Source organism: Methanoplanus limicola DSM 2279 (assembly GCF_000243255.1).
Taxonomy (GTDB): Archaea; Halobacteriota; Methanomicrobia; order Methanomicrobiales; family Methanomicrobiaceae; genus Methanoplanus; species Methanoplanus limicola.
Genome location: NZ_CM001436.1, coordinates 232,222 through 253,571, shown reverse-complemented (window position 1 = coordinate 253,571; position 21,350 = coordinate 232,222). Strand labels below are relative to the sequence as shown.

The 21,350-nt window shown below is 40.2% G+C and carries 32 protein-coding genes and 1 pseudogene; 22 read left to right on the top strand and 11 right to left on the bottom strand.

Going from position 1 to position 21,350, the window contains the following annotated elements:
• The 7 genes from METLIM_RS01135 to METLIM_RS01100 form a co-directional block, all read right to left on the bottom strand.
• Entirely contained in the window at positions 1-1,107 is a 1,107-nt protein-coding gene (locus METLIM_RS01135) for a DegT/DnrJ/EryC1/StrS family aminotransferase (protein WP_004076019.1), read from the bottom strand.
• Positions 1,108-1,152: 45 nt separating this feature from the next.
• Complete coding sequence (locus METLIM_RS01130) at positions 1,153-1,791, bottom strand: acyltransferase (RefSeq protein WP_004076018.1); 639 nt, start codon at positions 1,789-1,791, stop codon at positions 1,153-1,155.
• Between the two features lie 392 nt (positions 1,792-2,183).
• Positions 2,184-3,545: an HD domain-containing protein gene (locus METLIM_RS01120; RefSeq protein ID WP_004076016.1), complete on the bottom strand. Its 1,362-nt coding sequence runs from the start codon at positions 3,543-3,545 to the stop codon at positions 2,184-2,186.
• Positions 3,546-3,548: 3 nt separating this feature from the next.
• Positions 3,549-3,962, bottom strand: a complete 414-nt coding sequence (locus METLIM_RS01115; RefSeq protein WP_004076014.1) for a hypothetical protein — start codon at positions 3,960-3,962, stop codon at positions 3,549-3,551.
• Positions 3,963-4,169: 207 nt separating this feature from the next.
• Positions 4,170-4,373 carry a DapH/DapD/GlmU-related protein gene (locus tag METLIM_RS17260; protein ID WP_245543565.1) on the bottom strand — a complete coding sequence of 68 codons (204 nt, stop codon included), beginning with the start codon at positions 4,371-4,373 and terminating at the stop codon, positions 4,170-4,172.
• 387 nt (positions 4,374-4,760) lie between these two features.
• The gene (locus METLIM_RS01105) at positions 4,761-4,982 is read right to left on the bottom strand and encodes a type II toxin-antitoxin system HicA family toxin (protein WP_004076013.1); all 222 of its coding nucleotides are present in this window, start codon (positions 4,980-4,982) and stop codon (positions 4,761-4,763) included.
• Positions 4,979-5,200: a type II toxin-antitoxin system HicB family antitoxin gene (locus tag METLIM_RS01100; protein ID WP_004076011.1), complete on the bottom strand. Its 222-nt coding sequence runs from the start codon at positions 5,198-5,200 to the stop codon at positions 4,979-4,981. The genes METLIM_RS01105 and METLIM_RS01100 overlap by 4 nt, the downstream gene beginning before the upstream one ends.
• 483 nt (positions 5,201-5,683) lie before the next feature.
• Here METLIM_RS01100 and METLIM_RS01095 point away from each other — a divergent pair, with 483 nt between their 5' ends.
• The 8 genes from METLIM_RS01095 (at position 5,684) to METLIM_RS17610 (ending at position 9,766) form a co-directional block, all read left to right on the top strand.
• Complete coding sequence (locus tag METLIM_RS01095) at positions 5,684-6,859, top strand: ATP-binding protein (RefSeq protein ID WP_004076009.1); 1,176 nt, start codon at positions 5,684-5,686, stop codon at positions 6,857-6,859.
• Complete coding sequence (locus METLIM_RS17475) at positions 6,860-6,985, top strand: hypothetical protein (RefSeq protein ID WP_281034209.1); 126 nt, start codon at positions 6,860-6,862, stop codon at positions 6,983-6,985. It begins immediately after the preceding gene.
• Positions 6,963-7,472: an ATP-binding protein gene (locus tag METLIM_RS01090; RefSeq protein WP_052300858.1), complete on the top strand. Its 510-nt coding sequence runs from the start codon at positions 6,963-6,965 to the stop codon at positions 7,470-7,472. The genes METLIM_RS17475 and METLIM_RS01090 overlap by 23 nt, the downstream gene beginning before the upstream one ends.
• A gap of 111 nt (positions 7,473-7,583) precedes the next feature.
• Complete coding sequence (locus METLIM_RS01085; RefSeq protein WP_004076007.1) at positions 7,584-7,787, top strand: antitoxin VapB family protein; 204 nt, start codon at positions 7,584-7,586, stop codon at positions 7,785-7,787.
• Positions 7,788-8,183, top strand: coding sequence for a type II toxin-antitoxin system VapC family toxin (locus METLIM_RS01080; RefSeq protein WP_004076006.1), 396 nt, complete (start codon positions 7,788-7,790; stop codon positions 8,181-8,183).
• A 391-nt stretch (positions 8,184-8,574) separates the two neighbouring features.
• Positions 8,575-8,916 carry a transcriptional regulator gene (locus tag METLIM_RS01075; RefSeq protein ID WP_048145428.1) on the top strand — a complete coding sequence of 114 codons (342 nt, stop codon included), beginning with the start codon at positions 8,575-8,577 and terminating at the stop codon, positions 8,914-8,916.
• Between the two features lie 41 nt (positions 8,917-8,957).
• Positions 8,958-9,437 (top strand): hypothetical protein, encoded by a 480-nt coding sequence (locus METLIM_RS01070; protein ID WP_004076002.1) that lies wholly within the window; start codon positions 8,958-8,960, stop codon positions 9,435-9,437.
• Positions 9,438-9,619: 182 nt separating this feature from the next.
• Positions 9,620-9,766 (top strand): type II toxin-antitoxin system PemK/MazF family toxin, encoded by a 147-nt coding sequence (locus METLIM_RS17610; RefSeq protein ID WP_342633010.1) that lies wholly within the window; start codon positions 9,620-9,622, stop codon positions 9,764-9,766.
• A 62-nt stretch (positions 9,767-9,828) separates the two neighbouring features.
• Here METLIM_RS17610 and METLIM_RS01065 read toward each other — a convergent pair whose 3' ends face one another.
• Both METLIM_RS01065 and METLIM_RS01060 read right to left on the bottom strand, forming a co-directional pair.
• Positions 9,829-10,047, bottom strand: a complete 219-nt coding sequence (locus METLIM_RS01065) for a type II toxin-antitoxin system HicA family toxin (protein WP_004076000.1) — start codon at positions 10,045-10,047, stop codon at positions 9,829-9,831.
• The gene (locus tag METLIM_RS01060) at positions 10,044-10,277 is read right to left on the bottom strand and encodes a type II toxin-antitoxin system HicB family antitoxin (protein WP_004075999.1); all 234 of its coding nucleotides are present in this window, start codon (positions 10,275-10,277) and stop codon (positions 10,044-10,046) included. Before METLIM_RS01060 ends, METLIM_RS01065 begins: the two co-directional genes overlap by 4 nt.
• Positions 10,278-10,505: 228 nt before the next feature.
• Here METLIM_RS01060 and METLIM_RS01055 point away from each other — a divergent pair, with 228 nt between their 5' ends.
• Together METLIM_RS01055 and METLIM_RS01050 are read left to right on the top strand one after the other, a co-directional pair.
• Positions 10,506-10,709 (top strand): antitoxin VapB family protein, encoded by a 204-nt coding sequence (locus METLIM_RS01055; protein WP_004075998.1) that lies wholly within the window; start codon positions 10,506-10,508, stop codon positions 10,707-10,709.
• A complete protein-coding gene (locus METLIM_RS01050) occupies positions 10,710-11,105 on the top strand; it encodes a type II toxin-antitoxin system VapC family toxin (RefSeq protein ID WP_004075997.1) in 396 nt (131 codons plus the stop codon).
• 43 nt (positions 11,106-11,148) lie between these two features.
• On the opposite strand, the gene METLIM_RS16345 is transcribed toward METLIM_RS01050, so the two are convergent.
• On the bottom strand, positions 11,149-11,319 hold the full coding sequence (locus METLIM_RS16345; protein ID WP_157202189.1) for a hypothetical protein: 171 nt from the start codon (positions 11,317-11,319) through the stop codon (positions 11,149-11,151).
• Between the two features lie 153 nt (positions 11,320-11,472).
• On the opposite strand from METLIM_RS16345, the gene METLIM_RS01045 reads away from it, so the two are divergent.
• The 12 genes and pseudogenes from METLIM_RS01045 to METLIM_RS01005 all read left to right on the top strand — a co-directional run bounded on the left by METLIM_RS01045 (position 11,473) and on the right by METLIM_RS01005 (position 19,568).
• Complete coding sequence (locus tag METLIM_RS01045; protein ID WP_004075996.1) at positions 11,473-11,895, top strand: nucleotidyltransferase family protein; 423 nt, start codon at positions 11,473-11,475, stop codon at positions 11,893-11,895.
• Positions 11,864-12,274 carry a type VII toxin-antitoxin system HepT family RNase toxin gene (gene hepT, locus METLIM_RS01040; protein ID WP_004075994.1) on the top strand — a complete coding sequence of 137 codons (411 nt, stop codon included), beginning with the start codon at positions 11,864-11,866 and terminating at the stop codon, positions 12,272-12,274. Before METLIM_RS01045 ends, hepT begins: the two co-directional genes overlap by 32 nt.
• Before the next feature lie 231 nt (positions 12,275-12,505).
• Positions 12,506-12,739 carry a hypothetical protein gene (locus tag METLIM_RS01035; RefSeq protein ID WP_004075993.1) on the top strand — a complete coding sequence of 78 codons (234 nt, stop codon included), beginning with the start codon at positions 12,506-12,508 and terminating at the stop codon, positions 12,737-12,739.
• A complete protein-coding gene (locus tag METLIM_RS15920) occupies positions 12,696-12,932 on the top strand; it encodes a type II toxin-antitoxin system HicA family toxin (protein ID WP_004075991.1) in 237 nt (78 codons plus the stop codon). The genes METLIM_RS01035 and METLIM_RS15920 overlap by 44 nt, the downstream gene beginning before the upstream one ends.
• Positions 12,933-13,164: 232 nt before the next feature.
• Positions 13,165-13,350 carry a hypothetical protein gene (locus tag METLIM_RS01030; protein WP_004075989.1) on the top strand — a complete coding sequence of 62 codons (186 nt, stop codon included), beginning with the start codon at positions 13,165-13,167 and terminating at the stop codon, positions 13,348-13,350.
• 62 nt (positions 13,351-13,412) lie between these two features.
• Positions 13,413-13,568 carry a hypothetical protein gene (locus METLIM_RS16340; protein WP_004075987.1) on the top strand — a complete coding sequence of 52 codons (156 nt, stop codon included), beginning with the start codon at positions 13,413-13,415 and terminating at the stop codon, positions 13,566-13,568.
• A gap of 62 nt (positions 13,569-13,630) precedes the next feature.
• The gene (locus METLIM_RS16810; RefSeq protein WP_004075985.1) at positions 13,631-13,792 is read left to right on the top strand and encodes a hypothetical protein; all 162 of its coding nucleotides are present in this window, start codon (positions 13,631-13,633) and stop codon (positions 13,790-13,792) included.
• Positions 13,793-13,861: 69 nt separating this feature from the next.
• Positions 13,862-15,232 (top strand): RNA-binding domain-containing protein, encoded by a 1,371-nt coding sequence (locus METLIM_RS01025; RefSeq protein ID WP_004075983.1) that lies wholly within the window; start codon positions 13,862-13,864, stop codon positions 15,230-15,232.
• Positions 15,233-15,462: 230 nt separating this feature from the next.
• Positions 15,463-15,576 (top strand): annotated as a pseudogene (locus tag METLIM_RS17255) (hypothetical protein); the annotation flags it as partial.
• A gap of 710 nt (positions 15,577-16,286) precedes the next feature.
• Positions 16,287-17,351: a Fic family protein gene (locus METLIM_RS15305; protein ID WP_004075981.1), complete on the top strand. Its 1,065-nt coding sequence runs from the start codon at positions 16,287-16,289 to the stop codon at positions 17,349-17,351.
• A gap of 787 nt (positions 17,352-18,138) precedes the next feature.
• Positions 18,139-18,789, top strand: a complete 651-nt coding sequence (locus METLIM_RS01015) for an acylphosphatase (RefSeq protein WP_245543564.1) — start codon at positions 18,139-18,141, stop codon at positions 18,787-18,789.
• A gap of 278 nt (positions 18,790-19,067) precedes the next feature.
• Complete coding sequence (locus METLIM_RS01005) at positions 19,068-19,568, top strand: HepT-like ribonuclease domain-containing protein (protein ID WP_245543563.1); 501 nt, start codon at positions 19,068-19,070, stop codon at positions 19,566-19,568.
• Here METLIM_RS01005 and METLIM_RS15910 read toward each other — a convergent pair whose 3' ends face one another.
• Complete coding sequence (locus tag METLIM_RS15910; RefSeq protein ID WP_004075971.1) at positions 19,569-21,278, bottom strand: nucleotide sugar dehydrogenase; 1,710 nt, start codon at positions 21,276-21,278, stop codon at positions 19,569-19,571.
• Positions 21,279-21,350 lie beyond the last annotated feature (72 nt).

The window sequence follows — 21,350 nt, the reverse complement described above, 5'->3', positions numbered from 1 at the left end:
TTAATTTACCTCATTAATTATATCGCATATATATTCACATTCTTCAGGAGAAACTCCGGGGTGAACAGGCAGGCTCAGCACCTCAGAAGCAAGCCTCTCAGAGACCGGACATCCGGATTCTGATATTTTCCTGTTTATTGATCCTGAATCGCTGTACATCGGCTGCATGTGAACCGGAATCGGGTAATGCACTGCTGAACCTATCCCCTTCTCCCGGAGATAAACCATAAACTCATCACGGCTCATCGGGAAATTATCCTTCACCTCAATGACATACTGGTGCCAGACATGTTCTGAATCACTCATGCAAAACGGAGTTTTGATGCCTTCTGCTGAGATGTTTTTATTGTACACTTCAGCATTAGCAGCTCTCTTCCGGTTCATACCGTCAATTTTTCTGAGCTGGACATTACCTATTGCAGCAGAGATATTTGACAGCCGCATGTTGTACCCAAGCTCAGTATGTAAGTACTTCTCACTCTGCCCGTGATTGATAAGCCTTCTTATCTTCTGATCAATATCCTGATCATTGGTGGTTACAATTCCCCCTTCTCCGGTGGTCATATTTTTGGTCGGGTAGAATGAGAAACATCCGATTTTCCCAAAACCACCTGCTCTTTTGCCTTTGTACACAGCACCGTGAGCCTGCGCGGCATCCTCTATCAGGTACAGGTTATGCTCATCACAGATTTTAAGCACAGAATCAACGTCAAAAGGCTGACCGAAGAGATGAACGCCGATTACTGCCTTTGTTCTGTCAGTAATATTTGCGGTAATTTCTTCCGGATTTATAGTGTATGTATCCTCCGTTACATCGACAATGACAGGTGTTGCCCCGCACATGCTGACCGCAGTTGCGGTTGCGATAAACGTAAAAGACGGGACGATAACTTCATCCCCGGCTCCAATCCCAAGGGCTAAAAGGCCCATGTGAAGAGCGGCTGTTCCGGAATTAACTCCCACTGCATGTGAAACCCCGCAGTATTCAGCAAAGTTATTCTCAAACTCAGTGGTTACACTGCCCTGGGCAAGCATACCTGAGCGCATAACCTCCGCAACTGCTTCTATCTCCTCTTCGCCGACAGCCGGCTGTGCAATATTAATCATATCTCAGCACTCTTAGTAATTTATTGTTCATGCAGGTATATTCTCTCATTGTTTTGCACCCTTTGGCAGTTCCCTAAACCGTGCAGGTGAACCGACTGCCAAAACCCCGTCCGGTACATCCTTTGTCACAACCGCTCCGGCGGCGACAAGTGCACCCTCACCAATTACAACTCCCGGAAGAATCGTTGCATTGGCACCGATTGAGGCGCCTTCCTTTATCACCGGACCTTTGATGCCACCACGTGGCGGGTACGGGTCATTAGTAAGTACTGCATTTGGGCCGATGAAGACATCATCCTCAATTATTACATCGGTCGGGATGTACACAAGGCTCTGGAGTGAGACATTATTCCCGATTGTACAGTTGCCTTCAATTATTACAGAACTGCCGACAGAGACATTATCCCCGATAGTCGTCTTCTCCCGAATCATCACCGAATGCCCGGATGAGAAATTGTCACCAATTGTAACATCACTGTAGATGATTGTCCCCGGTCTTAAGACAAAATTATCACCGATGGTAACCCCGGTGAAATCCTCTCTGCCGATATTTTCCCTTGAGGGAAAACCAAGGGTAACACTCTTAAAAATATGCCCCCCGTCCCCTGTTTTGTTTATGCCATATGTGTCAGGCATATCGGTTTTATTGATTGTGTCAGGTATATCTCTGTCCATCTTACCCATTTAGTCACCACATATTTAATTGCCAGATTTAGAAATAATCAGTCAGATTATTAATAATTATTCGTGTTTTATTGTTTTTAATTGATTGCATATCAAAATTATCAATCGTAAAAAGCTCTACGATGAAAAGCGGTGATGACTGAAAATAATCTGCATATGTCAGATAAACTGAGGAGTTTTGCAGCCGGAATCATTTTTCCATACCATCAGGTATCCTCCGGCCTCTCTTTAAAACCTGGGTGCCGGTGCAGCGACAGCCAGCATTCCTGCCGGCACATTTTTTGTTACAACCGCACCGATGGCGATATATATTGAAATGCCTGGACATACATTAGTAAATCCTCCGGATCTAAAATAAAATTGTCATATATTGGCCAATGTTAAAGCACCCCTTACCTACCATATTCTTCAAGAAATTTTGTCTTCGCATCCTCTGTTCTGACAAAGAGAAGTGGCAGCAAAGGCTCTCTGTTCTTATGAATAGTTCCTGTAAATATCTTCTCAAAAGTAACAGGTTCACCATTTATGATTATGTATACCGGATGTCTTTTATTCCTGCTGGCAGTCAGACCAAAGGGTTCAAAGGGTTTGAAATCTGCAACTGAAATGAGAATATCCTCCGGTTTAACAGAAATTTTTTCTGCGATTACTTCTTCTGCTGAATCCGGGTCCTGAAGGTTTTCACCGATGATGGACTTGAAATCATTCTGCCTTACTTCATTTGGTATACATTTATTGAATTCAGGCTCATTCTTCCAGACTGATTTAAAGAATTTTCTTGAGAACAACTGCTCGTATAAATCCCCGATTTTCTGATCTTCAGTTCTTTTTGACCGGATAAAAGAGACAATATCATGATCATCGACAAGTCTTTCAGAAACTGCATTGTATGAAAAATAATCGGCCTCATCTTCTTCTGTCTGAAAGGCAGTTTTAATTAATTTAGTAAGAACACGACCGGTATAGACATTTACATGGTGATTTACAATCCAGGTGTATACAGCTTCTCTTCCATAAATCAGATTTGATATTGTGCTTAGCGATTTTCCTGAAAATGCAATCCTTTCATCATAGATCATATATGCCGATATCAGCCTGTCTACATCCAGGACAACCAGTTTAGCACCTGACATATACGAATCACGGAGTACATAATCAAGTTTATCCACATCAATATTTGAATTCAGAATGTCTATAAGCAGGTTTCTGTAATCGTTTTTCTCAGGAGGATAATACATTCCAATTATCATCCTGCAGAAAAGTTCCAGGTCAACACCAATATTTTCAAGAAGATCGCCATACTTATCCAGAGATAAAATGCAGCTGCAAATTTCGTGGGGTGCGCCTGCATTTTCATAAGCAATAGCTTTATCTATATCCCTTTCTTTGAGTTTTTCTGAAAATAAATCCTTTAATTCGTCCCTGTCAAAAAATTGTTCTCCATAGTGTGAGAATGGAGCGTGGCCGACATCATGTAGCAGACAGGCATATTTTACTGTCTTCTCAGATTTATCATTCAGGAGATTTTTATTATTCTCATCTTCTTTCTCCTTAAGTGATTTGAAAACTTTTACACCGAGGTGCATTACACCAAGTGAATGCTCAAAGCGTGTATGGTTTGCACAGGGGTACGCAGAAAAGGGATTATTTTGTTTGATGGACTTTAAACGCTGAAAATGTGGAGTATCAATTATTCTGATGTCATCGTCACATAGTTCAATGTAACCATGGACAACATCTCTTATAACTTTCATGCCTTAATGAACGCTTGAAGGTATTTCTTTTATGATTTTTGAAAGAATTCTCAGGAAATCAAGACGGTTATCTTCTGTGCCCCATTTTATTGCCTTCATATTTTTGCGGATATTTTCAAGTTTATACTCCTCAAAATAATCAGGTTTGCTGATCTCAAGACAGACATCATCTTTTTTTGGGTAATCACATTCACCAATGAATCTGTTTGATATCCAGTACCACAGTTCAGAGTCAACAGTTTCGCTTTCAATACCTAAATCAGGATTTTCCATATGTCCTCTGAATACTGCGTTTATCCTTACATTGGTACCATCCAGTTCTGACGACACTTTATAGACAACCTTTGTGATGTCATTCCTGGTTGCTTTTTTATGCTCTGCAAGATAAGAAAGGATTATAGGAGATGGCGGGACCATGATTTTTCTCCTGTTATATCTAATAGGTTTCAGCGTACTTTCAGCCATATAATTTCCCCACTGCTATAGGTATGTAGGGTATAAATTATTAATAATCATCTGTTTTGAACCTCACATCCACGACCTGATGTCACTGCCGGTTTAATTTTCCCCAAGTCTGCCGGAATAATAATCCGCCAATATTATATCCGGATTTTATACCTGATTTTAACAGGGAGTTGTTGCATTGGCACCAATAGAAGTGCCTTTCTTTATCACCGGACCTTTGAGCCTTCCGCGTGGAGGGTACGGGTCATTAGTAAGTACAGCATTTGGACCGATGAAGACATTATCCTCAATTATTACATCAGTCGGGATGTACAAAAGGCTTTGCAGTGAGACATTATTCCCGATTGTGCAGTTGCCTATCAATTATTACAGAACTGCCATTACTGAACTGCCGACTGATACATTGTCATCGATTGTTGTCTTCTCCCGAATCATCACTAAAATGTCCCGATGAAAAATTGTCACCGATTGTAACATCACTGTAGATGACTATTTACAATAATTAAATAATATTGTGTCATACAAGTACAATTATGACTCATTGTGGTAAGGCAGCTCTTCTTTCAGTTAAAGCACCCTATGCAGAGATTATTCAGGGAAAAAAAGAATCTGAACCTGTAAAATGAGAAATTGAGATCGGCCTTAAAAAGAAGAGTATTATGAAGATTTAAACTAAATTTCCCCCACACTTAACATCAGTTCTTTTCGTTCTAAGCCCACATAATTTATCCGGTTTTTCTGCAGTTTTATTCAGAGCAAATTCATGAATTCATCAGGAGTTAAACCAGCTTCTCTTATGATTGCTCTAAGCGTACCACGTGATATTTCATTGTGATTTGGAATTGTCAGAGGTCTTTTTTCCGGATGCCGAAGATGAATATGACTTTCTTTCCGGTCATGAATATAATATCCCACTTTAGAAAAAGCCTTTATAACCTGATTCCCTGACAATACCGGAACTTTAGAACTCATACATTTACTGCAACAAAAGCTTCAGTCATACCATTCTCCGGTCTTAAAGGGATTCCTTCTTCTGCAAGGGATTTAAGATGAAGTTCTATGGCTTCTGTTATATTCTCTTTTGCCTCTTCTTCTGTCCGGCCCTGCGATATACATCCGGGAAGGGAAGGGACAGTTGCAGTAAACCAGCCGTCTTCATCTTTTTCGAGAAGAATTTTAAACTGAATCATTTTTCCAGATCCTAAAATGCCTATGTAATAACTAATGTCTTACATAAATAATATATTTTTCATGCCTTGTCACAGTCGGATTTTTCAGTGATGTATAAGTAGGAAACTGATTCTGCCTACTCAAATCAGCCGGAAAAGGAACTGGTCAGTATAAATGATCAGTCATCACTGGATTTTCAGGCAGTGCCGTATTTTTGTCATTATCATTAAAATAAATTACTGCATTTACCAATCATTAAAATCTGTTATATGACCCGCAAGTAACTTCCTGGTCCGGTGCCGGTGCACCTGAAACCCCGGGCCATCCTGCCGGCACGTTAATCAAAAGATTATATTTTCACCATATTTTCCTGTTGTTCTATCTTCCTAATCATCCATGAATATCCGGGTGATAAATTATTTATGTGTCCGGGTGCAAAAATAACAATTGTTGGGACAAATCCGGATTAAAATTCCGGATTTGTCCGATAAAGGAGGATAATTATGATCAAAAGGGAAGCCGAAGAGAAGCTAAAGGAACTTGCAGCCGGATTTCCGGCAGTAAGCGTCACAGGACCAAGACAATCCGGAAAGACAACTCTTGTCAGGTCAGTTTTTCCGGAAAAACCCTATGTATTACTTGAAGATTTAGACATTAGAGCATATGCAAAGGAAGACCCCAGAAGTTTTCTCGCGCAGTATACAGATACAGGAGCAGTAATAGATGAAATTCAGCATGTCCCTGAATTATTCTCCTACCTGCAGGGAATTCTTGACAGCTCAAAAGAACCGGGCAGATTCATTCTTACCGGCTCACAGAACTTCATGCTGTCAGAGAAGATATCACAGTCCCTTGCAGGAAGGGTGGGAATTCTAAAACTTCTTCCACTGTCAATTTCGGAGATAAAAAATGCCGGCCTGGCGAAAAAGTCATATGAGGATTATCTGTTCACAGGATTTTACCCGCGAATTTATGCTAATGATATTAATGCGGCAGATTACTACTCATCATATATTCAGACATATATTGAAAGGGACCTCAGGCAGTTAAAGCAGATTAAGGACCTTTTTTTGTTTCAGGACTTTCTGAAGATGTGTGCAAACAGAAACGGTCAGGTTGTAAACTTCTCCTCACTTGCAAATGACTGTGGTATCTCAGACAAAACAGCAAAGGAATGGGTCTCTCTGCTTCAGGCATCGTTTACAGTATTTTTAACAAGGACTCACCACAAAAATTTCAACAAAAGGCTTACAAAAATGCCGAAACTCTACTTTACAGATCCCGGTCTGGCATCTAACCTCGCCGGAATACAAAATCCCGAACAGTTAAATTACCATCCGCTAAAAGGAGGACTCTTTGAGTCGATGATAGCAGGTGAACTGTTAAAGTTCAGGTTCAACAGATCAAGGGAGAACAATCTTTACTACTGGAGGGATAAATCAGGTCATGAGATAGACTGCATAATAGATACAGGACAAAACAATCCTGTTCCCGTTGAGATAAAGGCCGGCAGGACAATAAGTAAAGATTACTTTAAAAATATTTCATACTGGAATAATCTATCAGGAAACACTCCGGAAAGGTCTTTTGTTGTTTATGGCGGCGATAACTCCCAGAACAGAAAAGCCGGGCGAGTAATATCCTACGATGATATTGGTGAGCTGACCGGATATCTGTAATTGAAGAGATGGAAATACCCCCTTATAGCACTGCGTGAGGCTGTTATCAATGCCATCTGCCATCGTGATTATAGGGTGTCCGGAAATGTTCAGGTCAGAATATTTGACTCAAGACTTCAGATCTGAAAATCCCGGCCTTCTCCCGGACGGGATAACAATCGCCATCCTTAAAATGGAGCATGCTTCACACCCCCGTAACAAAAAAATTGCATGGCTGCTGTTCCTTTCAGGGTACATTGAACAGTGGGGTTCAGGTACTTTAAATATGCTGAATGCCTGCGGAACGGAAGGTTCACCAGAACCGGAATTTAAGGAGGCCGGTGACGATTTTGTAGTCACATTTGATAAATCTCCTGCGCTCAATCTGCTAAAAAACCCTGAATTTTTAAATGAAAGGCAAAACAAATCAATACAGTACTTAATGGATCACGCTGCAATAAATTCTAAAGATTACAGTGATCTGTATGAATGCACCAGCCGGACAGCACGCCGTGATCTGTCTGAACTTGTCCGGTTAGGTATTGTAACAGCTATTAAAATAGGAAAACAGGTTGAGTATTCTCTTCATGACTCTTTGCGGACAAACGCGGACAAACACGGACAGGGCGTATAATCTGTAATTCTGCTGTGACATATTGGCGGTTTAGAAACAGGATTCTTCTCAAGATTTAAAGCACCCGGAGAAGAGTCAGTATTATATTTCATGTGAGGTAATCTATAAATCATGGCATCCAAAAGTATCAGTATCTCTGATGAGGCATATGAACGCCTTAATGCATTAAAACAGAATGGTGAAAGCTTCACCGATGTAATAATCAGAGTCACTCCCAAGAAGAGAAAACTCTCTGAGATCCTAAAAGACCTGGAACCTATCGATGAAAAAGCCGCAGAGGAGATGAAAAAGGCAATAGAAGAAAGCAGTGATTAAATGATAATTCTTGACACTACTTTCCTTATAGACCTGTTATCAGAAAAAAAGGGAGCCATCAGATTTTTAGAGGAGATAGAGGATAAAGATGAATTAATCACAACAACATTTGTAAATATCCTCGAACTCCATAAAGGAGCATTCAGATCAAGACAGACAATAAATGAACTTGATAAAATTGATAAATTCCTGGAAAAGTTTGATTACCTCGACTTTACGGATGAAATATTCATCATATTTGGAAAATTATCTGCATATCTTAAGAGTAATGGGAGACCAATTGGACAGTTTGACGAACTGATTGCAAGCATTGCACTATACAATGACGCAGCGGTTGTAACAAATAACACAAAAGATTTTTCCAGAGTGCCCAACCTGAAAATAATCAATCACTAAACAACTTTGGACACAATCCGATTTTTCAGTGATGCCTGGAGAATTCCCCATCACTATTTTTCAGACTGTTTTGAAAACCGGAATCATTCTTCCACACCCTCTTCAGGCGACTCCTTAAGATCTGTGCCAGTGCACCGACAATGAGCATTCCCACTGGAGCATCATTTGTTACAACCTTCGCCAATCACAATTCCGGGCAGAACTGTTACACTGGTACCAATAGAAGCATTTTTTTCATCGGATGGTTGCCATGGGGGATGCTACCGCGTGGAGAACAGGAGTCATTAGTAAGTACTGCATTTAGCTCTATGAGATATTATCTTTAGACATAATCACCAGCAAATTCTTTATTGTCTCATACTCCAACATGTACTTAAAGTTGAAAGTCAACATGCCAGACAATCTTATATCCGTTGTGGAAGAATCAGAGGGCTTAAACAGCAGCCTCATCTCAAAGATACGCCTGGAAATTCTGTGGGCACTCTCCGAACTTGGCGAAGATGGAGCCACAGCACGGCAACTTAAGGCCGGACTGAACCTGAGCGACGGCGCAACCTATACAAACCTGAAAAAACTTGCAGGAATGGGTTATCTCCGCTGCGAAAAAGTGATTTTCGAAGGAGAAGAACTGGAACTTTATGCTATAACCCCAAAAGGACTGACTGAATGGCAGCGTGTCCGCAACTGGCTCTGCAAACTCCTGGAATGTGAAGGTGACACCTGTGAGCGATAGAAGCAAAGCAATTGCCTGGCTTTCGTGAAGCAGATTTTCAGATGGAAAAAAACCTGTTTGAACACCGGCTCATCGCTCAAAAGATCATCTATCTGCTAAAGCTAAAGGGAATCACATTTAATTACCCTTTTCACCTCTACGTCAGAGGACCCTACTCACCAGCCTTTGCGTGGGATTACTACCATTATGCTGATGAATTTCTGCTGTGCAAAACAGAGGACATACTATCACCTGACGAAGTGGATTACATTGTTGAACTTACCGGCCTCTTTAATAAAAACCCCGCCCTGCTTGAGATCGGGGCGACTTACAGCCATCTGGCCTTCGAGATGCACAACCCACCGCAACAGGCATACAAAAAAGTCAGGAGAATGAAATCTTTCTACTCCAACGAACTGATTATCAAAGGTATCAACAGAGCAAAGCAGTACCTCTTTATCCCCACCGAAGATGAGAAGAAAGCACTCGAAACCGAGCTGAATAAATGGCAGCTGGCCGGAATTCAGTCAATGAGGCATTAAAATGCAAAGAATGAGAGGAGACATCTGGTTTGTAGACCTCACGGGGGCACGAACAGGGCGGGCTACGACCTGCCATAGTGCTTGCCGTTGCACATGGAGCATAACCATTGTAGTCCTACTCACAACAACTCAGGCAGCATTTTCATTCCCATACAGTCATGGCATAGAAAAAAGTTCACAAAATAAAACTTTCCTGCAATAGTGCAGCACTGATATTTCAGATTGTTGCCCTCTCTAAAAACCGTTTTGTCAGAAAGACCGGAAGATGTTCAGCTGAGGATATGGACGCGATAAACATTCTTTTAAAAGATCTGCTATCTCTAAAATAACTGATATTTCCGTGTTATAAGATATTGACTTATATCCCGAATGTAAATTTCCAATTACTTCTTCAAAGGGGTTCACGCAACTCTTCAGTTGTCAGACCGGCCTGAGACAGAATAGACTGAAGAGTTTTTGGTGGAGGAATTTTACCAGAGTGGACAGTTACAATTGCACCGTTTTTTTGGTTATGAAAATAGTGATGACTCCCTCTGACATCTACAGGCTCAAGACCAGCCTTTTTGAGGGCTTTAACTACCTTTTCCCCGGAAATTCGCGGGAGCTTCATATTTCGGCTTTTGCAGTATTCATTGGGACAGTTACTTCAACCGGAATTGGTTTTCCGAGTTTTTTTGCAACTTCAATATAACCGGCAATTGCCTCTTCTATATTTGCCAGTGCTTCGTCCCAATCTGAACCCTCACTGATACATCCGGGCAGAGATGGTACTGTCACAGTATAACCTCCATCCTCATTCTTTTCCATCATTACAGTATATCGAAGGCAATTGTATGACATATAAAATTCCTCTAATCAGATAATTACTTTATAGGCATATAGGTTTTCTCAAGGACCTTAAAATAATCTCCGGCTATCACTGATTTTTCAGACTGTGCCCATTATATCGCTATTTCATATATGACATACTGATAATGTCAATGGCGGTTTAGAAATAGGGTTCTCTCAAGATTTAAAGCACCCGGAGAAGAGTCAGTATTATATTTCATGTGAGGTAATCTGTAAATCATGGCATCCAAAAGTATCAGTATCTCTGATGAGGCATATGAACGCCTTAATGCATTAAAAAAGAATGGTGAAAGTTTTACCGATGTAATTATCAGAGTCACTCCCAGGAAGAGAAAACTCTCTGAAATCCTAAAGGACCTGGAACCTATCGATGAAAAAGCCGCAGAGGAGATGAAAAAGGCAATAGAAGAAAGCAGTGATTAAATGATAATTCCTGACATCACTTTCCTTATAGACCTGTTATCAGAAAAAAAGGGAGCCATCAGATTTTTAGAGGATATAGAGGATAAAGATGAATCAATCACAACAACATTTGTGAATATCCTCGAACTCCATAAAGGAGCATTCAGATCAAGACAGACAATAAATGAACTTGATAAAATTGATAAATTCCTGGAAAAGTTTGATTACCTCGACTTTACGGATGAAATATTCATCATATTTGGCAAATTATCTGCATATCTTAAGAGTAATGGGAGACCAATTGGACAGTTTGACGAACTGATTGCAAGCATTGCATTATACAATGATGCAGCGGTTGTAACAAATAACACAAAAGATTTTTCCAGAGTGCCCAACCTGAAAATAATCAATCACTAAACGACTCATGACAGCGTCATAAATCTAAAACACCAGAGAAGAGTCATAATATATTTTTCATGCCTGTTCTCATAACCCCGGCAAATACCACAATCCCACCCCTTACAAATTGGTTTTGAAAACCGGAATCATTCCACTTCACCCTCTCATCTATCTCCTTAAGACCAGTGCACCTAAAACCCCAAACATTCCTACCGGAAACATCTGTTGTCACAATCACACCGAATGTGGTATAAGTCGTCTGAAAAGATACATTTATTCATATTGGTGAGATATATAACTCCTGTCTTCGAAGAGATCATTTTAATCATTAAGAATATTTAAACGCATAAGTATTTTTCAAAACAGAAAAAAAAGGGAGAGCACAATGAAAGCACAGGACAGAATTATAAAAAAAGTGAGAGAAGACTTTTTATTCATCAGAGACAGATGCTTTGCTGTCCTGATTTTTGGCTCATATGCACGCGGAGAAGAAAGTCCATGTTCTGATATCGATGTCTGCATTGTATTAAAAGAAGGAAGCATAAACAAAGGTATACTATATCAGGACGTTTATGAGAATGTCAGAATGGATGAATACGATGTGGTAATCTTTGAAAGCTGTGATGAGCACCTGAAATATGAGATTTCAAAGGATTATATCATTGCTTACTGTAACAATCCTGAAGAGTTAAAGAAATACTTAACTCCATCTTTCGGTTATACCCCGGTAAAGAAAACAAGGGAAGATCTGTTGAATGAACTCGGGGCTGTACTGAATGCAACAGGACAAAATATCCCGGAAAACTGATTTTATAATCGGCAAACTCAGGTTTTTAAAAGAGAACAAACCTGAAAGCTCTGAAGATTTCAAAAATGACGAGATATTGCAGATGGCAGTTCTTTATGGAATTCACACAGCAATTGAAGCGCTTGTTGATATGACAGTAATAATTGAAATATGCAGAAACAAAAGCCAAAATCCCGGAGATTATGAAAGAATAGCCTCATTATTTGAAAACGGACTTATTGATGAGGATGAATATGACGGACTCCGGAGATTAAATGGTCTTAGAAATGCCATAGTCCATGCATATGACTCGTTGATACTTGATGAGATCTATAATAACTATGAACCAATCATAAACGACATTGGAAAGATAACTCAGTCTTTCTGTGAAAAATACTGATGACTACCAAATCCGGCCTAAGTGTGGATTTTTGAACCGGCCCGGCTGGGCATTTTTAACAGTGGATAAATATCAAATTATTCGTGCCCGTTGAGAACGAAAGCATAAGCACAGTCAGGTTTAAATCCGGATCATGAATGCCTGAAACCATTATATTCTCATTGGAATAGGGATTAGCTCTTTTTCCTATACTAAAAATATATATTTTAATCTGACATAGTATATCATATCATGAAGACCATCATTGAAGTTCACAAAGAAGGGAAATATTTCGTTGCAGTGGATCTTCTCTCAAATGTTGCAGATCAGGGTTTATCAGAAGAAGAGGCAGTAAATAATCTCCGGAAAGGTCTTGAAGAGCATTATCGGATTTTAGTGGAACTTGCACCAGACAGACATAAACTCAGAGCATTGGAAATAGATGTGGACAGCCTTGTCGAAAATACCTCTGCTGTCAGCACTTAAAGTTATTAAAACGCTTTCTGCTTTTGGTTATGAACCGATACGCCGGACCGGGAGCCATATCCATCTGCTGCATCCGGAAACAAAAAGGCTTGTAACAGTTCAAAATCATCCTGGAATCGCTATTGGTACTCTTATCTCAATACTTATACAGGCAGATATTGAAAGAAAAGATTTTCTGAGTCACCTGAAGTGACTAAAACTTTATTTTGTGATAAAGATGCTCAGAGAGTTTTTCAACCGGAATTACTCCCTTACATCTATCCTGGCATCTCCTTAAGACCTACTGCCGGTGCACTTAAAACCCAAGGCATTCATGCCGGAACCTGGCACGTCTTTTGTTACAACTGCACCGGCAGTCACCAGTCGTCTGAAAAGATACATTTATTCATATTGGTGAGATATATTCCTGTACGCAGGTTTATTTTATGTCATCGGTAAAAGATAAAATGACAGAGATTATTCATTCACAGCCTGATGATTCATCATATGATGAGATATTACGTGAGTTAATATTTGAGCGGATGATTGAAAGAGGTCTTGATGATTCCAGATCCGGAAGAGTAATCTCAGATGAAGAGATGAAAGAACGGATATTATCATGGCAGAGATAAAACAGACATTAACCATTATCTGTTTAAATCCGGACATAAAAGAGCCATAACCGGAGAATAATATGAACAGCAACAAACCTGAGATAAATAGTCCTGACACCTATAAAATTAAAATTGAAAAAATGAAGATGGCTGCGCAGGATAAACTCTTTCTAAAAGACATTGCTGAGGTATCAGAGGATTATAAATACGTTGATCTGGAAGGTTGGGAAGAATAACTGTGGGATGAAGTATCCACAAAGTATTACAGCAGGCAAACAACAGACCAAAGTGAGCAGCAATGACTAAACCAATTGAATCGGGACTAATCTTAAAAGGTGAGGATGCCCGGAGATTTCATAAATATATGGATAATCCGGAATATTCAAAAGATGGAAAAGATATGATCCGCCGTGCAGTAAAAATAGCTGAAAAGAAGCGTGCCAATACAATAGCTGACTAAATTCATCAACAGGACAAAAATTATATCGATATTTCATATATAACAGACTGATTAAGGAGAATTATAAATATGAGAGTTCATGAATCTGAAACGGTCGAATTCAAAAAATCCCTCTCCCAGACAGAACCTGCTCTTAAAGCAGTCTGCGGCTTTCTGAATTATCACGGAGGGATAATATCTTTCGGAAGGGCCAATGACGGAACAATAACCGGAGTTGAACCAACAGATCATACACTGCGTAAACTCTCCCAGCAGATATCCTCAAGGATAAAACCGGAAATTACACCGGACATCCGTGTCATTAAAGAAGATGAAAAATCCATCATCGTTGTCACAGTTCCGGAGGGAAACAACAAACCATATTTCCTTGATGGTATTGCATATGTCCGTTCTGGAACTGAAAATAAAGTCATTTCCCCGGACGAACTAAAACGGATAATTCTAAACAGCTATTCTCTCCCCTGGGATGAACAGGCATGCCACGGTGCTACAGTTAATGACATCGACCAGGATGCAGTCAGAACATTTCTAAAAAAGGCCAATGAAGAGAGGCGCTGTAATATCAATCCGGAATTACCATTGGAAATTTCGCTTGATAAACTCGGAATAATCAATAATGGCATACCAACCAATGCCGCAGTACTCTTCTTTGGAAAAGAACCACAACGCTTCATCATTCAGTCCGAAGTGCGTTGTGCCCGTTTCAAAGGTGAGGAAATCTCCGGCACATACATCAGTATGAGTGTCTTACGGGGCCGGCTTGACCAGATAATAGAAGATACCAATCAGTTTATCATTAAAACCATCAACAAATCTGCACAGATAATTCCGGGTAAAATGCAGCGGGAGGAACATTGGGAATATCCTCTTGTAGCACTGCGTGAGGCTGTCATCAATGCCATCTGCCATCGTGATTATCAGGTATCCGGAAATGTTCAGGTCAGAATATTTGACTCAGGACTTCAGGTCTGGAATCCCGGCCTCCTCCCGGACGGGATAACAATCGCCATCCTTAAAATAGAGCATGCTTCACGCCCCCGTAACAAAAAAATTGCGTGGCTGCTGTTCCTTTCAGGGTACATTGAACAGTGGGGATCAGGAACATTAAATATGCTGAATGCCTGCAGAACGGAAGGTTCACCAGAACCGGAATTTAAGGAGGCCGGTGACGATTTTGTAGTCACATTTGAGAGATCATCTGCATTCGCTCTGCTAAAAAGTCCTGAGATTTTAAACGAAAGACAGCATAAATCAATACAGTACCTAAAAGACCACACTGCCATCTCCATTAGAGATTACAGCAACCTGTATGGCTGCAATATTCGGGCAGCACGCCGCGACCTGTCCAGACTATTACACCTCGGCATTGTAGCAGCTGTAAGGAAAGGAAAACAGACAGATTATTCCCTTCACGAATCCTTGCGGACATTACAGATGTGACTCTTTAGATGGTTCAGCTTAAGATATCTATAAATAAATCTTAATATAATGCTTTGTGTGGACAAATCCGGAATGTAGTTCCGAATTTGTCCGAATGCAGAGGATGATTATGATCAAAAGAGAGGCTGAAGAAAAACTAAAAGAACTTGCAGGTGGATTTCCGGCAGTAACTGTTAAAGTTCAGGTTCAACAGATCAAGGGAGAACAATCTTTACTACTGGAGGGATAAATCAGGTCATGAGACTGACTGCATAATAGATACCGGACAAAACAATCCTGTTCCCGTTGAGATTAAGGCCGGCAGGACGATAAGTGCAGATTACTTCAAAAATATCTCATACTAAAACAATCTCTCAGAAAACCCTCCGGAAAGGTCCTTTGTTGTCTATGGCTGCGATAACTCCCAGAACATAAAAGCCGGGCGAGTAATATCCTGTGATGATCTAAGTGCGCTGACAGCATATCTGTAATTTCTAATGAATCATCACATTAGACATCACAATATTTCACTTTATTACCCGTTTGAATGTATAGTCCCGGCACATGAGTGGCTTTTTAATTTCTGTAAATACTGCCATGCTTATCCATCTTTGGATTATTTGCTTTTCATGGCTGTTAACACACGATTCAAAACTTAAGGTCTGGTTTATTATTATGTTTCAGATCTTCTAAACCCATCCTGGCATTCACTTTCGTTAACAATCAAAACCTGTTTTGCATATCCGTGAAAATATTATAACAATTAATTTCACTTTGATCCCAATCGATTCCCTCAAATATATTCTGAGTGAAATTTCGGTTCCTGGTTTTGACTGAAAACTACTATTCAGAATATGGTGAACTGTCCTCTTATCTTGAAAATAAAGGAACAAAGGTAATTTCTGGAACAATGAAAAACTGTACAATCTGATATTAAACAGAGAAAATAAGTAGTGTCACCGTTGGTTTAATTCTTCTGGCAAATTTCTGAAAGATAAGGCAAAATGTCAGTTATTCCTGACTGTAATATGATCTGTCAGTTAACCAGATATATGATTAATTACAATAATATCCTGTGCGTAGAAATAACAATTTAAAACTCTCTGTTAAAAATATAAAGGGCAAAAACTACCTATATATCATTAAAAGCTTCAAAGTTAACCAAAAATCCATTAGTATCAACAAATATGTCGGAAATATTGAAAATATCAACTTAAATGACGTATTTCTAAAATTGTCTGAACTTGACTATCTAAAGTTAACAAAGATAACCGATTATTACCTCAAAAGCAATAAAGAATCAATCCTCAGAGAAGAACAGATAAAAGAACTTGAAGAGCTCAAAATTCTATTCGAATACTTTGCAGATGAATTTCCGGATGAAAACGAGAGATATGCCATGGAAAATTATGTCAGATACGTCCATGGAACAACAGCAATTGAAGGCAATACCCTGACGCTTCAGGAGTCAAAAATACTTCTCCTTGATCGGATCTCACCTGCCGGAAAAACAATGAGAGAAATATATGAAGTTGAAAATTACGGGAGATTAAAGGAATTTTCAAATGGTTATCACCCGGAAATCTCAGAGAGTCTCATAAAAAAAATTCATGAAATACTGATGGATAACATCCTGAGAGACCCCGGGGAATACAGAAATGTATCAGTATTTATTGAAAAAGCCGGACACGAACCACCGCCTGCAATACTTGTTCCGGAGGAAATGGATACTCTGATATCCTGGATTAATAAAAATAAAAGTATCATGCACCCTTTTGAACTTGCAGTAATCACACATGCAAAATTTGAGGCAATTCATCCCTTTGTAGACGGAAACGGGCGTGTGGGTCGTGCCCTGATGAATTTAATATTGCAGGAAAACGGATTTCCCGAACTTTTCCTTGGGACCAAACACAGGAACGATTATCTTAATTCGTTTGAAACGGCAGATAGAAACGACTACAGAGACATGGTATCAAAATTAATCTCAATATACAAAGAAGAGCACCAGAGAATAATATCTGAATTGAGGTCAAAAAAGGATTTGACTGACATATCAGAGCTAAAACAGAAGTACCCGGAGATCACTGCTGAGTTTTTCAGGCTAAAGAAGAGGTACAGAAATTCCGGGGAAAAATAATACTCATCTCACCATTCTGTCAGTCCCTCCTCCTCAAAAATTTCTGCCAGAATTTTTGTTTGCTTTCCATCCCCTATCTTTTCCTCCCACTCATCGGGATGGTATCATGTCTGTCTGCAAAAGGGCCTGTTAAGAGATTATTCTGGGCATATTTTTTCTTTAAAATGTCCTTTCTATCAGGTTTTTTTAGTTCCCGTTTGAACCTGTTTGACCCTTTCAGGTGATATATCATAAATACTCGTCCCAGTCAATCTCTGTAAATTCCTCGTTTTCATAGATTTCCCTGTACTCCTTATTCTGCATCTGAATGCAGTGTGATTTTACAAGTCTCATGACGATCTCATCATATGTATCCCCTTTGCTTCAAATCTGCTTTAAAAGGTCTCTTGTTTCCGGTTTAACTGTAATAGATGCCATAACAGTATAATTGAGCTGATGGATAATTAATATTGTTTCAGATGACTATTTGCACAGATGCAAAAATGTAATAGAAATAATTCTGTAAATTCGGTCTGTGACACAATGCCTGATCGTTACAAAAAAAGTTCAATATGCTCTCCAATCAGGGGTGTGCCTAAATAACGTAACTTTGTTATTTTAGTTCAGTCACATCCTGGCACAGTCGGATTTTTCAGTGATATGAAAATATGAACTGATTCTCCCGGTTTAAATCAACTGAAAAGTGAACTGGTAATTACGAATGGTCAGCCATCACTGAATTTTCAGACAGTGTCCTTATGTGGATGATTATATTTGGGCAGAAAACAGCAGCTATAATAAGTTATTTATGTTTTCAGTTCATATTATGCAGTTAATGAAGAGGGTTCAGGTCATCGCTGACGGGTATGTCCAGAGGGTGGGCTATAGGGATTTTGTCCAGAAGGAAACTTTCTGCCGGGATATTACAGGATATGTTAAAAACCTCGATGATGGCAAAGTTGAAATTATCGCTGAAGGAAGTGAAGAGGAACTTCAGGCTTTTGTTTCACGAATCAATATAACAAAATATCCAATTAACGTTACTGAATGCAATGTTTCATGGCAGGAATCAAAAGAAGAATTTAAAAAATTTGAGATTAAAAGAGGCGATCGGGAGGAAGAAACTTTTGAGAGACTGGATTACGCCGGGAAAATGCTGTATGAAATCCTTGAGTTCTCAAAAGAAACCCTTGATGTCTCAAAAGAAACACGTGATATCTCAAGAGAAACTCTTGAAGTCTCAAAAGAAACCCTGGACAATTCAAGGGTTTCTCTCAGACTTCAGAACAATATGCTGGATAAACAGGATCAGATGATTGAGATTGGAAAAGAGACAAAAGATGAGATTGCTGAACTTAGAACAAGTACTGGTAAATATCTTGATGAGGAATTCAAAGAGATCAGGAAGGAACTTGTCTCTATAAAAGATGCCCTGGCAAGAGCGGGTATTAAAGTCTGAATTATGATTGCCGGTATCTGAAAAACAGTTATATCCTGGGTTTATTCTCATGCGCATGCAGTTCTGCGGTTCCTGGGTTAATGCGGCCCTTTTTTTTCCTATAAATCCGGAAAATTCCTTCTTTAATTCTGAGACAATAAACCCTGGGGCTATCATTCCTGTTCTTATAACCTCTGAAACTGCCTTTATTTCCTCTTCACCGATTAAAGGGTTTTGCAACCGGAATCATCTTTTGACACCCGCCGGACAGCACGCTGTGACCTGCCGGACATGTTCAGTTGGGCAAAACCTATTGTAAAAGGCAACCGGAGTATTCTCTTCATAAATCTTTGTGGACAGATGTGGAGATGAAACAAATCTGTAATTACTGCATTAAGGCTGGAAGACATCATCTTTTGATTACCGTGCCGGCAGGAATGTACACAGGACTCCGGAGTGAGATATTATTTACTATTCCACAGTTTCCTTCAATGGTTATGGAAATGTCAACTGATACATTGTTTCATACAGCCATTGAGGCACTTGTTGACATAGCTATAATTATTGAAACAAGCATGAGTGAAAGTCAGAAGGTCGGAGATTATGAAAAATTTGCTGCTTTATTTGATGGTGGATTTATTGGTCTTGATGAATATAATGGTCTCCGAAGACTAAATGGTTTTAGAAATGCGGTTGTTCATGCATATGACTCTCTGATACTTGATGAAATATATGATAATTATGAATCAATCATCAATGATATTGGGCAAATAACTCAGCTTTTCTGTGAAAAATTATGATTATGATTTCATTTCCGGAGATTTGGATATGTGCTGCCTGGATAAAATTAACCTGTGAACATTCTTATCACCACGCCCAATGCCTTTGTAGATAAAACCTGAATCAATCCACATATCAGGATCAATAACATTCCGGCCGTCAACTATTGCAGGACATTTTACCCCTGCTGTTCCGGATATTTCCTCCGGCTTCATACTGAAATATTCCTTATGTCCGGCAAGAACAGCGATAACATCAGCACCGGCAATGACTTCATCAAGGTCATGTGAGATGTTGTCACCTTCGTCAAGTCCGGGATAACTGAGAACATGAGGGTCATGGATGCTCACTTCTGCACCGGCATCTTTGCAGAGTTTGTAGTAAACTTCCGCCGGAGTATCCCGTGCATCATCGGAGTTGGCAAGGAAGGCCCATCCGAGCAGGGCGATTTTGATCTCGTTTTCCGGCCCCTCTAAAACTTTTCCGGCACGCCTGAGGGCCGACTTTGTCAGGGTAAACATATGATGGGGCATGAAGTCATTTATCTGCCGGGCAAGAACATACAGTGATTCCTTTCCTTCCGGAAAGTCAAGAGGGTCAAGAGGTTCAAAAGGCTCAGGTGTTTCAAAGGGTTCAGTATACACGGAGGCATCAGGTGTTTCAAAGGGTTCAGTAGAAACGGAGGCATCTGGTGTTCCGACACTGAATTTTAGTTTTAATCCCTCGTTGACGATCTTTACTCCACGCTCCAGGTGATAGGTGTCCTTCGTTAAACAATGGCCGCCGACACCGGCACCGGGGAGAAGCATTGCCCGTGTAATTCCCTCACCTTTAAGTGAGTCAACACCTCTTCTGACATCATAGAAGTTGATGCCCATTGCCTCACAGTAAAGTGCCAGCTGATTAGCTGCTGCAATCTGCAAATCCCTGAAGGTATTCTCGGCAGTCTTTGTAACCTCGGCTGCCGTTGCACTCATAGGAATCAGCTTACCCTTTGTCAGAACCGGACCGTACAACTCCATCGCACGCTTTGTGTTTGGTGAGTCAATGCCGTCCAGAACTCTTCCGTCTGCATCATAACTTTTTATTCCGCCGACAATCCTGTCATGCTCACGGATGTTTCTCAGAAGCCGGCCAACCATAACCCTCTCCGGTGCATGGGCAAGGCAGAAGTCCTCACCTGCAACAAGTCCGGATTCTTCCTCAAGAATCTCCCTTGCCATACCTTCAGTTGTTCCTGGAGTAATAGTTGACTCCAAAACCACAAGAGTTCCGGGAGTCAAATACCTGCCGGCATTTCTAAGGCCCTTTATTAATGGAGTAAAATCCGGGATGAGATCCTCTCTGCTCTTAAAAGGTGTCTGTATTGCAAGGGTTATAGCATCACACTCGGAAAGCCTGGAAAAATCAGAAGTACATTCAAACTTCCTTCTGCCAGCAGATTTTCCGGAAGATTCCCCATCTCCACCGGATTCTGCATTCCCTGTGACCTTTTTAATTAGCTCATCAAGTCCCGGCTCCTCACCTTTAAGCGGGCTTTCGCCGGAGTTGAGCATATCAATCTTATATCCGGAAGTTATGGAATCACGCTGAAATCCATAGACATAATCAAACTCCGGTGCATCAGCGAAGAGCACTGCCGCCGGAATTCCGACATAACCCATACCGATTACCCCGATCTTTTTAATCGGCCCTCTGGCTCTCAGAAGACCTTTAATTTTACTGCTCATAGATGGACTTTTCCTCTTATGTGGTACCAATAACTTAAAACTGGTTTATTGTATAATATTTTGCTTCAGTTC